10 protein-coding genes are annotated in these 12630 nt (G+C 44.2%); all 10 read left to right on the forward strand.

Going from position 1 to position 12630, the window contains the following annotated elements; genetic code table 11:
• Positions 1-76 precede the first annotated feature (76 nt).
• The 10 genes from flgE to L2717_RS03180 all read left to right on the forward strand — a co-directional run bounded on the left by flgE (position 77) and on the right by L2717_RS03180 (position 12575).
• Positions 77-1459: a flagellar hook protein FlgE gene (flgE, locus tag L2717_RS03135; RefSeq protein WP_220774916.1), complete on the forward strand. Its 1383-nt coding sequence runs from the start codon at positions 77-79 to the stop codon at positions 1457-1459.
• Positions 1460-1633: 174 nt separating this feature from the next.
• Positions 1634-2377 (forward strand): flagellar basal-body rod protein FlgF, encoded by a 744-nt coding sequence (gene flgF / locus L2717_RS03140; protein WP_220774619.1) that lies wholly within the window; start codon positions 1634-1636, stop codon positions 2375-2377.
• 10 nt (positions 2378-2387) lie between these two features.
• Entirely contained in the window at positions 2388-3176 is a 789-nt protein-coding gene (gene flgG, locus L2717_RS03145) for a flagellar basal-body rod protein FlgG (protein WP_076496652.1), read from the forward strand.
• Between the two features lie 11 nt (positions 3177-3187).
• Positions 3188-3862, forward strand: coding sequence for a flagellar basal body L-ring protein FlgH (flgH, locus tag L2717_RS03150; protein WP_220774620.1), 675 nt, complete (start codon positions 3188-3190; stop codon positions 3860-3862).
• 11 nt (positions 3863-3873) lie between these two features.
• A complete protein-coding gene (locus L2717_RS03155; RefSeq protein WP_220774621.1) occupies positions 3874-4971 on the forward strand; it encodes a flagellar basal body P-ring protein FlgI in 1098 nt (365 codons plus the stop codon).
• Positions 4972-4988: 17 nt separating this feature from the next.
• Positions 4989-6140: a flagellar assembly peptidoglycan hydrolase FlgJ gene (gene flgJ / locus L2717_RS03160; protein WP_220774622.1), complete on the forward strand. Its 1152-nt coding sequence runs from the start codon at positions 4989-4991 to the stop codon at positions 6138-6140.
• 40 nt (positions 6141-6180) lie between these two features.
• Positions 6181-8106 carry a flagellar hook-associated protein FlgK gene (gene flgK / locus L2717_RS03165; RefSeq protein WP_220774623.1) on the forward strand — a complete coding sequence of 642 codons (1926 nt, stop codon included), beginning with the start codon at positions 6181-6183 and terminating at the stop codon, positions 8104-8106.
• An 11-nt stretch (positions 8107-8117) separates the two neighbouring features.
• On the forward strand, positions 8118-9326 hold the full coding sequence (flgL, locus tag L2717_RS03170; RefSeq protein ID WP_220774624.1) for a flagellar hook-associated protein FlgL: 1209 nt from the start codon (positions 8118-8120) through the stop codon (positions 9324-9326).
• Between the two features lie 178 nt (positions 9327-9504).
• Positions 9505-10908 carry a flagellin gene (locus L2717_RS03175; protein ID WP_220774625.1) on the forward strand — a complete coding sequence of 468 codons (1404 nt, stop codon included), beginning with the start codon at positions 9505-9507 and terminating at the stop codon, positions 10906-10908.
• 263 nt (positions 10909-11171) lie between these two features.
• Positions 11172-12575, forward strand: coding sequence for a flagellin N-terminal helical domain-containing protein (locus tag L2717_RS03180; protein ID WP_220773047.1), 1404 nt, complete (start codon positions 11172-11174; stop codon positions 12573-12575).
• Positions 12576-12630 lie beyond the last annotated feature (55 nt).

A 12630-nucleotide genomic window follows, 5' to 3' on the forward strand; every position in this document is an offset into this window, starting at 1 on the left:
TAAGTTTGAGTGATCGCAGGATCCGAATTGGACGTTAATCGTCCGCAATTGAATTGAGTCAAATGTAGAGGTATTTATGTCGTTTAACATTGCATTGAGTGGCATTGCCGCCGCACAAAAAGATTTAAACACTACCGCAAATAACATTGCTAATGCGAACACTATAGGCTTTAAAGAATCTCGTGCTGAATTTGCGGACGTTTACGCTAATTCTATCTTCTCAAATGCAAAAACGGCAGTTGGGGGAGGGGTTGCGACGAGTCAGGTGGCTCAGCAATTTCATCAAGGTAGTTTACAGCTAACCAATAACTCCCTCGATATGGCGATTAAAGGTGGTGGTTTTTTTGTCACATCCTCTGATTTGGGCACCTCTGACCATGCATTCACCCGTGCGGGAGCATTCAAAGTTGATTCCAATAATTACATGGTGGATTCAGCTGGTAACTATTTGCAAACGTTTCCAGTAGACAAAGATGGAAACTCTACATCAGTGAGTTTAACGACGGCTAAGCCAGTACAAATTCCTGACACTGCGGGTAGCCCAGTAAAAACGGAAAATGTCACTCTGCAAATGAACTTGGATGCTAAGGCTGCTGCGCTCGATCCCGCTGCATTTGACCCAGCAGATCCAAAAACCTATAACAATGTCACTTCAATGACTATTTATGACTCCCTTGGCGAGTCACATATCATGACGACCTATTTTGTGAAGCCTAAAGACGGTGCATATAACGGCGAGAATAATTGGGTCGCTTATTATGCTGTTGATAATAAGCCTGTTAATTTGAGTGGCCCAGCAGGGAAATACGATGTAGATGCCGATGGTGATGGTTCTCCAGATGTACCACTTGTCTCTGGCGGTGGTGGTGTTTCAGCGCAAACAGCAGCTGGTTGGACTGGCGCCGTTTTGAAGTTCAATTCAGTGGGAGCATATATCGAAAGTAATCCTACCGTGATTGCTACTGAACCGCTGGGTAATATGGGGGCTAATGTAATCGGCCCTGGAGCTGACGGTACTCAATCTTTAACAGTCAAGTTTAATGCCCCTACACAATATGCGGATCCTTTCTCTGCTACAGAGTTGAAGCAAGATGGAACGACAGTTGGGCGTTTAACTAACGTTGAAATTGGCACCGATGGTCTTATCACAGCTAGCTATAGTAATGGCTCGACGGTCAACCTGGCTCGGGTGGCATTAGTTCGTTTTGCTAATGAGCAAGGGCTAACGCAAGTCGGTAATACTTCGTGGAAAGCCAGTTTAGCCTCCGGCCCTGCATTAGCGGGTGAGGCAAATAGTGGTACGTTTGGTGGTATTAGCTCCTCAGCGTTAGAACAATCAAATATTGATTTAACGACTGAGCTAGTTGATTTGATTTCGGCGCAGCGTAACTTCCAAGCGAACTCTCGTACTCTTGAGGTGAACAACACTCTGCAACAAACCATTTTACAAATCCGCTAATTATTATATTGCTCAACTAAGTGTTGCCGCCTATGGCAACACTTAGCCTTTCTATAATGCTCCAACCATTCTCTTTATATATTTCTTATTTTTATCAGCAGATTAAACGTTATATTTTGTTGGCATGATGCTTGCTTTGCTATTGTCATGTAGAAAATTTGACGGGGTCGTCTTGTGGACAAATTCCTTTATATCGCGATGAGCGGCGCTAAGCAAAATATGAACGAGCTGGCGTTGCGTGCGAACAACTTAGCCAATGCGAATACCGAGGGTTTTAAATCCGATATGGCACAAGCCAGATCGATGCAAGCCTTTGGTGAAGGGTTGCCTACAAGGGTATTTGCTATGACAGAGTCTCCGTCAGCAAATTTTAAGTCTGGTCCAATAAAAACTACTGGACGGGATCTTGACGTTGCGATCAAAGGTGATGGTTGGTTTGCCGTACAGACAAAAGACGGCACAGAAGCTTATACCCGTGCAGGTAGCTTAAGTTTTGATTCTACCGGTTTGCTACATAATGACAGAGGTAATCCTGTGATGGGTGATGCGGGTCCTATCGTATTACCACTTCCTATCGAAAAGGTTTCTATTTCTCAAGACGGGATAATTTCAGTGCGTCCCCAAGGTGCAACTGCCGAAGTAGTTGAGGAAGTGGGTAGATTGAAATTGGTTAATCCAGGTAATGCCCAAATGATGCGCGGTGAAGATGGGTTATTTCGGCTTATATCAGGTAATGATGCCCCAGCCGACCCAAGTGTTGGCCTTGAAAGTGGCGCAGTGGAAGGTAGTAACGTTAATCCTGTCGATGAAATGGTGTCGTTAATTAGCCTACAGCGTCAGTTTGAATTACAAGTCAAGATGATGAAAACCGCGGAAGAAAACGATCGCGCTTCATCTTCATTAATGCGTATTAGTTAGGAGATAGACTATGCATCCGGCGTTATGGATTAGTAAAACTGGCTTAGACGCACAGCAAACTGATATTTCGGTGATCTCAAACAACGTGGCCAACGCCAGTACTGTGGGTTACAAGAAAAGTCGCGCAGTATTTGAAGATTTACTCTACCAAACCGTTAACCAAGCTGGCGGTGTTAGCGCTTCTAACACTAAATTGCCCAATGGTTTAAACATAGGCGCCGGTACTAAAGTTGTCGCCACGCAAAAAATGTTTACGCAAGGCAACATGCTAACAACGGATAACTCTTTAGATTTAATGATTGAAGGTCCGGGTTTTTTTGAAATTCAATTACCCGATGGCACTGCTGCCTATACCAGAAATGGTCAGTTTACCTTAGATGATACAGGCCAAATTGTGACGCCAGGTTCTGGCTATGTGCTGCAGCCGTCGATAACAGTGCCAGATAATGCGACCAGCATAACAGTCTCTGCTGAAGGTGAGGTGTCTGTGAAAATACCAGGAACCGCTGAAAACCAAGTCGTTGGCCAGTTGACCATGACGGATTTTATTAATCCATCAGGTTTGGATCCGATGGGACAAAACTTATATACGGAAACGGGCGCGAGCGGTACACCCATCCAAGGGACTGCTTCATTAGATGGCATGGGAGCAATCCGTCAAGGTGCTTTAGAAACCTCTAACGTGAACGTGACCGAAGAGCTAGTTAACCTTATCGAAAGTCAGCGTATTTATGAGATGAACTCCAAAGTGATTTCAGCAGTAGATCAGATGCTGTCTTATGTGACACAGAATTTATAGAGGCAAATATCATGGCTAGATATCTTGTGTTGGCCGTCGCGCTATTACTTGCAGCCTGTAGCTCGACGCAAAAGAAACCCCTTGCGGATGATCCATTTTATGCTCCTGTTTATCCTGAGGCGCCGCCGACTAAAGTGGCGGCTACGGGGTCAATTTATCAAGAAAGTCAATCTTCTAGCTTATATTCGGATATTCGAGCCCACAAAGTTGGTGATATTATCACTATTGTGTTGAAGGAATCGACGCAAGCGAAAAAAAGTGCCGGTAATCAGATTAAAAAAGGCTCCGACCTGAGCATAGACCCGCTCTTTGCCGGTGGCAGTAATGTTTCTGTTGGTGGAATACCTATCGACCTGCGTTACAAAGATAGTATGAACACAAAACGTGAATCAGATGCAGATCAAAGTAACAGTTTAGATGGCAGTATCTCGGCCAACGTCATGCAAGTGTTAAACAATGGCAGTTTAGTGATCCGAGGTGAGAAATGGATCTCAATTAATAATGGTGATGAGTTTATTCGTGTCACGGGTCTCGTTCGCTCGCAAGATATTAATACCGATAACACAATCGATTCAACGCGAATGGCCAACGCCCGTATTCAATACAGTGGCACAGGCACTTTCGCAGATGCTCAACAAGTGGGCTGGCTAAGCCAGTTCTTTATGAGCGGCTGGTGGCCCTTCTAAGGATTCTTATCATGAAATATAAACGCGTTTTAGCGGTTGCCATGCTAGTGCTTTCTTTACCTAGTCCTAGTCAGGCTGAGCGAATTAAAGATATTGCCAATGTACAGGGCGTACGTAGTAACCAATTGATTGGTTATGGTTTAGTGGTTGGTTTACCGGGAACGGGTGAGAAAACCAGTTATACCGAACAAACCTTTATGACCATGCTAAAAAACTTTGGCATTAATCTGCCTGACAACGTTAAACCGAAAATCAAAAACGTTGCTGTTGTTGCTGTACATGCCGATATGCCTGCCTTTATCAAACCGGGTCAAGATCTTGACGTTACGGTATCGAGTTTAGGCGAAGCTAAAAGTTTACGCGGTGGCACCTTATTGCAAACCTTTTTAAAAGGGGTTGACGGTAATGTGTATGCCATAGCCCAAGGTAGCTTAGTGGTCAGTGGCTTTAGTGCCGATGGTTTAGATGGTTCAAAGGTGATCCAAAACACGCCTACAGTGGGTCGTATACCCAATGGTGCCATTGTAGAACGCAGTGTGACCAGTCCATTTGCGTCTGGCGATTATTTGACGTTTAACCTCCGTCGCTCTGACTTTTCTACTGCGCAACGAATGGCTGATGCGATTAATGATTTACTTGGCCCTGATATGGCTCGCCCTTTAGATGCGACATCAGTGCAGGTCAACGCGCCGCGTGATGTATCGCAGCGAGTTTCATTTTTAGCGACGCTAGAAAATCTTGACGTTATCCCCGCAGAGGAATCTGCCAAAGTGATCGTTAACTCACGTACCGGCACCATTGTTGTGGGACAAAACGTACGTTTACTGCCTGCTGCAGTAACTCATGGCGGTATGACAGTCACTATTGCTGAAGCCACGCAAGTTTCACAGCCAAATGCTTTAGCAAATGGTCAAACAACCGTCACCAGTAATAGTACGATTACGGCAACAGAAAGTGACCGCCGCATGTTTATGTTTAACCCTGGAACCACGCTAGATGAGCTGGTTAGAGCGGTAAACTTAGTCGGTGCAGCTCCCTCAGATGTGTTAGCAATATTAGAAGCGTTAAAAGTGGCAGGAGCTTTGCATGGTGAGCTTATCATCATCTAATTTCTGTCGGGAAAATCATGGAAAAGCTTTCAAGTTCATCACATTTTCTTGACTTGGGCGGGTTAGACTCTCTACGCGCCCAAGCGCAGAAAGATGAAAAGGGCACCTTAAAAAAAGTTGCCCAACAATTTGAAGGTATTTTCGTGCAAATGCTGATGAAAAGTATGCGCGATGCCAACGCCGTTTTTAAGTCCGATAGTCCTTTAAATAGCCAATACACACAGTTTTACGAGCAGATGCGCGATCAGCAGTTGTCGGTCGATTTATCTGACAAAGGTGTTTTGGGTCTTGCCGATATGATGGTGCAGCAACTCTCCCCTGAAACCAGTAATTTTACGCCAGCCTCGGTATTACGCGACGATGGTGGCATGAAAATGCTCCATGATGCGAAAGCGCTTAATTTACCAGTGCAAAGCACTACAGCTCCCACACTCAATATTGAACCCACGTCAGTGGCTAATGATGGCGTGCCTGCTGCTATCGCGCGTCCTGTATTTGAACCTGATAGAACCGTCGATGCTAATTCATCAATGGATATTGATACTCCTCATCGGTTATTGGCCATCGATACGCCAAAGCCAAATTGGAGCGAGCAGGCACTTTCTGTCGTAGAACCTGTGATTAGTGGCCAAGTGTTGCCGACCACAGCGTTTAGAGAAACTCAAAAAATTGTCAGGTTTAGCAGTCGAGAAGAGTTTTTAGCAACTTTATATCCCCACGCTGAAAAAGCCGCCAAAGCATTAGGCACTCAGCCAGAAGTATTGTTAGCCCAATCGGCACTCGAAACCGGTTGGGGGCAAAAAATTGTTCGCGGTAATAACGGCGCGCCAAGTCATAACCTCTTTAACATTAAAGCTGATCGCCGCTGGCTAGGCGATAAAGCTAACGTTAAGACCTTAGAGTTTGAACACGGTGTAGCTGTTCAGCAAAAAGCGGATTTTCGGGTTTACAGTGATTTTGAACATAGCTTTAACGATTTTGTGTCGTTCATTGCTGAAGGCGAACGTTATCAAGGCGCGAAGAAAGTTGCCGCATCCCCAACCCAATTTATTCGTGCTCTGCAAGATGCGGGTTATGCAACAGATCCTAAATATGCAGAAAAAGTCATTAAAGTGATGCAGTCCATCAGCGAAGAGCTGAAATCAATTTTGCCAGGAGAAGACAAATGATGAAGCTTACAACCCTGTTTGTTCATAGGAGTGTCAACTAATGGCGATTGATTTACTTAATATTGCGCGAACTGGTGTGCTTGCCTCTCAGTCACAACTTGGCGTTACCAGTAATAACATTGCCAACGCCAATACTGCCGGTTATCACAGACAGGTGGCAACTCAGTCGACGTTAGAGTCGCAGCGTTTGGGTGGCAGTTTTTATGGCACAGGTACTTACGTTAATGACGTTAAACGTATTTACAATGACTACGCCGCCCGTGAGTTACGCATTGGTCAAACCACCTTAAGCGCTGCAGAAGCCAGCTATGGCAAATTAAGTGAGCTAGATCAGCTATTTTCACAGATTGGTAAAATTGTGCCGCAAAGCTTAAATGATTTGTTTGCCGGGCTAAATAGCATTGCTGATTTGCCTGCTGATATAGGCATTCGTAATTCGACCTTAACTAATGCAAAACAGGTCGCCAGTAGCCTTAATCAAATGCAATCACATTTAAATAGCCAACTTAATCAGACTAACGATCAAATTGTTGGTATGACTCAGCGCATTAACGAGATAGGTACTGAACTGGCGAACTTAAACCTAGAGTTAATGAAATCGCCCAATCAAGATGCACAACTGCTTGATAAACAAGATGCACTGGTCCAAGAGTTAAGCCAGTATGCCCAAGTCAACGTGATCCCATTAGAAAATGGCGCAAAGAGTGTCATGCTCGGTGGCTCGGTGATGTTGGTATCCGGTGAAGTTGCTATGAAGATGGGAACTAAAGCCGGTGACCCATTTCCAAATGAGCGCCAACTTACGTCAAGCATTGGTTCACTGAGTGTCACTGTTGATCCGAGTAAACTGGGTGGGCAGCTTGGCGCCATATTTGATTATCGTGATCAAACGTTAATTCCTGCCAGTCACGAACTCGACCAATTAGCCCTAGGTATCGCAGATAACTTTAATAAAATGCAAGCGCAAGGCATCGACCTTAATGGGCAAGTAGGATCTAATATCTTTAAAGATATCAACGATCCAATGATGTCTTTAGGGCGTGTAGCGGGTTTATCGGGTAATACGGGCACTGCAACCTTAGGTGTCACTATTGATGATACGAGTCTATTGACCGGCGGCGCCTATGAATTGTCATTTACCGCACCAGCAAGCTACAAATTAATTGATACACAAACGGGCAACACTACACTACTGACCTTGTCTGGCTCAACCTTATCTGGCGGTTCTGGATTTTCAATTGATATTAAAGCGGGCGCTATGGCGTCAGGGGATCGTTTTGCCATCCGTCCTACCGCGGGGGCATCAAACGGCATTGAAGTGGTAATGAAAGATCCTAAAGGCATTGCCGCTGCATCGCCAAAAATAACCGCAGATGCTGCTAACTCGGGTAATACCCAAGTTAAGCTGACTCAAATTAATAATCGCAGTGCCGCAAACTTCCCTGTAACGGGCAGTGAATTAACCATCAAGCTTGATACCACTGCGGTACCACCCACCTATGAAGCATTTGATAGTGCAGGTGCATCACTAGGTGCTGCTGCACCTTATACCCCGCCAAGTATCAGCGCTTTTGGCTTTACCTTTGAAGTTGACAGCAAAGCCGCGGCCGGCAATGACAGATTTACCTTCGATTTATCCTTCGCCGAGGGTGATAACTCTAATGCCGTCGCTATGGCTAAGTTGAGCGAAACTAAGCTGATGAATGGAGGGAAATCGACCTTAGCGGACGTGTTTGAGAAAACTAAGCTCGATATCGGCAGTAAAACGAAAGCAGCCGAAGTGCGAGTAGGCTCGGCAGAGGCGGTATATCAACAAGCGTATGCGCGAGTAGAGAGTGAGTCCGGCGTTAACTTAGATGAAGAAGCGGCAAATTTAATGCGTTTTCAGCAGGCTTATCAGGCATCAGCGCGGATCATGACCACAGCGCAACAAATTTTTGACACACTAATAACCTCAGTGCGTTAGGAGAATTAACCATGCGATTATCATCCGCACAGCTATTTAATCAAAGTATTACCAGCGTGCTGCAAAAACAAACAGCCACAAGCAAAATTCTTGAACAACTAAGCAGTGGTAAAAAAGTGAACACGGCCGGTGATGATCCTGTGGCATCACTGGGAATCGACAATTTGAATCAGAAGAATGCCTTAGTCGATCAGTTTATTAAGAACATTGATTATGCAACTAATCACCTGCAACAGACTGAAAGTCAGCTCGGCCAAGCGGAGACATTGGTTTCGAGTATGAAAGACATGATTTTACGGGGTTCAAACGGCAGCATGACTGAGGCGGAGCGGCAAACAATTGCCGTTGATCTGCGTCAAAGCCTCGATCAATTACTGACAATTGCTAATACCAAAGATGAATCGGGAAATTATCTCTTTGCAGGTAACAAAACGGACACGCAACCGTTCGAATTTGATAACAATGGTCAGATTGTTTACTCGGGTGATTCAGGCGTTCGTAATAGCATGATTGCTAAAGGTATACAGCTCAATACTAATGTGGCTGGAGATACTGCTTTTATGAAGTCACCCAATGCAATGGGCGATTATAGCGTTAATTATTTGCCGTCCCAACAAGGTGATTTTAGTGTATCAAGCGCTAAGCTAGCTAACGCGACACCTTCTCTCTCTGATTACACGGTTTCATTTCTAGATGATGGTGCTGGTGGCATTAATGTCGAAGTCACCGACAACGCTATTCCCGCTAATATTATCTCCCCCGCCGCGGCATTTGATCCCGCGGTGCCCATCACTTTTGATGGTGTTGAACTAAAAATTGCTGGTGAGCCTAAGGTAGGTGACAGCTTTGCATTACATCAAGAGCCTGAAGTCAGCATTTTCAATACATTAAATAAGGCGATAGTTCTTCTTGAGCATGCAGACAAAGTGCAAACACCTTCGGGGCAATCTGAGTTGGCACAGTTATTGAATAACATTGGCAGTGGTGTCAAACAAATGAGTCAGCAACAGGGCCTTGCTGGGACGAGTTTGAAGACACTAGAAAAATATACCAGCAAGCATACTGATGAGAAGTTAATCAATACTTCGGCATTATCAAAATTAGAGGATTTAGATTATGCCTCTGCGATAACCGAGTTTGAGAAGCAGCAACTTGCCCTTAAAGCTGTATCGAGTGTCTTTAGTAAAGTGGGTTCAGTATCACTATTTGATTATATATAAATCAAATTTTTAGAACCCAAATACGCATTCCAGACAGTATTTAACAGTAAAGATGTTTAGTCATAAGTGCTTGGTAAAAAATTAGCTAAGCAAGTTAAGTAAAGTTGCAATCATTAATCGCAACAAGATTTAGCCAGGCTTCCACGTCTTGGCACCCAACTTAGAAGAGGAATGTATCATGGCTATTTCAGTAAACACCAACATCACATCGTTGAAAGCGCAAAATAACTTAAATGGCGCTAACAACAAGCTATCTATGTCAATGGAGCGTTTAGCATCGGGTTTACGCATTAACAGTGCAAAAGACGATGCGGCAGGCTTGCAAATTGCTAATCGCTTGAGTAGCCAGATTAATGGTATTGGTGTTGCAGTGCGTAATGCCAATGACGGTATTTCGATTGCACAAACCGCTGAAGGTGCAATGGGGGAGTCGACTAATATACTTCAACGTATGCGTGACTTGTCTTTACAGTCAGCTAACGGTTCAAACTCTGATGACGACCGTGCTGCCATGCAAAAAGAGATGTCGGCATTACAGACTGAGTTGACCCGTATATCAGACACAACCTCCTTTGGTGGACAAAAACTCATTGACGGCACCTACGGCACACAAAAGTTCCAAGTTGGCGCAAATGCTAATGAAACAATTTCTGTTACCTTAAGCTCAGTAGCAGGCAATAAAATTGGTAATAATGCTGTATCAGGCGCTGGCACTAAGTTTGGTGTTGAAGCAGCTTCCGTATTGACTCAAGATACTACAGCGGATGCTACCTTTGCTGTAAATGGTAAAACGGTACCAGTGCTCGCTGGTGCGAATGCTGCAACTGTAGCAAAAGGCATCAATGCATCTGGTGCAGGCGTTAAAGCTGAGGCTTCTGTGACCACAACCATTCGTGGTTTAGGCGCTTTGGATGATGGTACTTTATCAATTGTTGGAGAGGACGGAACTCTTGATTCATATAGCTTATCTACCTATAAGGGTGACAGTGCTCTGCTAGCCACGGATTTAGGTAAAGCAGGCTATGATGTCAGTTACGCTAAGGATACTGGTATAATTAGTATTACGGCTAAAAATGTTGCAGGTATTCAAATTGCGGCAACAACAGCGGGTACCGCTAAATTGGGTGGGCAGGCTGCTGGTGCTGCTAATGCAAGTAAAACAGCGGAGCTAAAGTTATCTTCGTCTGAGAAGTTTACCGTTGGTGGTGCAAGTGCGAACGAATTGCTTGGTGGTGGCACTACGGCAACTGCTGGCGCCTCAACCCTAGATAAAGTCAGCTCCATTGATATTAACACCGCCCAAGGTGCGCAAGATGCGCTTGCTGTTATCGATGCTGCGATTGGTGGTATTGATGGTCAGCGTGCCGATTTAGGTGCGGTGCAAAACCGTATGAGCTTTACCATCAGTAATTTGAATAATATTCAAACCAACGTATCAGATGCGCGTGGGCGAATTCAAGATGTGGATTTTGCCAGTGAAACTGCCTTGTTAACCAAACAACAGATTTTATCGCAGACTTCATCTGCAATGCTTGCGCAAGCCAACCAGATCCCACAGACTGCTTTGTCTTTATTGGGTTAATAATCTAAGTGTAAACTAGGCTTGGATCGAGATAAGATTGTTGCCGCATAGCTTAAATAAAAAGCAGACCTCAAGGTCTGCTTTTTATTTCATTGTTTTTTAAAACGAAAATATATTGAAAACTTATTTTTTAATTTAATGACTCTTTATTGAAAATATTTTCTAAAGTTTTTTTGTCCGGCGCCGTTACAGTGTATGTAGAAAATAAATCTCGCCTGACAGCACTGACAGGCACTATTCAAGTTAGGTAGAGGGCATAAAACATGGCTATTTCAGTAAACACAAACGTGACATCAATGAAGGCGCAAAATAACTTAAATGGCGCCAACAATGGTCTTAAAACGTCGATGGAGCGTTTAGCTTCAGGTCTACGCATTAACAGCGCTAAAGATGATGCTGCAGGTCTTCAGATTTCTAACCGTTTAACCAGCCAGGTTAATGGTCTTGGCGTTGCAATGCAAAATGCTAACAATGGTATTTCGATTGCACAAACTGCCGAAGGCTCTATGGGCGAGTCGACTAATATTTTACAACGTATGCGTGACTTGTCTTTGCAGTCTGCTAACGGTTCTAACTCAACAGATGACCGCGCGGCAATGCAAAAAGAAATTGCATCACTGCAAACTGAGTTAACCCGTATTTCAGAAACCACTTCTTTTGGCGGTCAAAAACTACTTGATGGTAGCTACGGTTCACAAAAGTTCCAAGTGGGTTCGAGTGCCAATGAAACTATTTCAGTATCACTAAGCTCAACAGCAGCGAATAAAATTGGTAATAATACAGTGTCAGGTGCAGGTACTAAGTTTGGTGTTGAAGCTGCAACAGTATTGACCCAAGGCACTACAACTGATGCTGCTTTTGCAGTTAATGGTAAAGTGGTTGGTGTAACTGGTGGTGAGGGTGCTGCAACGGTTGCTAAGAACGTTAATGCATCGGGTTCGGGTGTTAAGGCTGAAGCATCGGTTACTACTACTATTGGCGGCTTAGGTGCGACGGATGACGGTACTTTATCGATTGTTGCTGAAGATGGTAAGCTAGATTCTTATGATTTAGCGACTTATAAAGGTGATACGGCTTTACTGTCAACCGATTTAGGTAAGGCAGGTTATGATGTCAGTTATGATAAAGACGCTAGCGTAATTACTATTACGGCTAAAAATGTCAATGGCATTCAAATTGCGGGTGCAACAGCGGGTACTGCTAAATTAGGCCTTTCAGTTGCCGGTGCAACAAATGCTGCAGTCAGTAAAACAGCTGAATTGAAGTTATCATCAGCAGAGAAGTTTACTGTTGCTGGAACTACTGCCAATGAGTTAACTAGTGGTGTGCTTGCTACTGGTGGTTCGTCTACCTTAAACAAGGTTAGCTCAATTGACATTAAGACTGCCAAAGGTGCGCAAGATGCATTGGCAGTTATTGATGCCGCGATTGGTGGTATTGATGCTCAGCGTGCTGACTTAGGTGCGGTTCAAAACCGTATGAGTTTTACTATCAATAACTTAAACAATATTCAAACCAACGTATCAGATGCGCGTGGTCGAATTCAAGATGTAGACTTTGCGAGTGAAACAGCTAAGTTAACTAAACAGCAGATCCTATCACAAACTTCATCAGCGATGCTTGCACAGGCTAACCAGATCCCTCAAGCAGCTCTATCACTACTGTAATAAGTTTTAAAATTTTAATTTGAGATGACTAAAGGGAGATTCGGGAACGATTCTC

The sequence above is a fragment of the Shewanella glacialipiscicola genome (assembly GCF_023283485.1).
GTDB lineage: Bacteria > Pseudomonadota > Gammaproteobacteria > Enterobacterales > Shewanellaceae > Shewanella > Shewanella glacialipiscicola.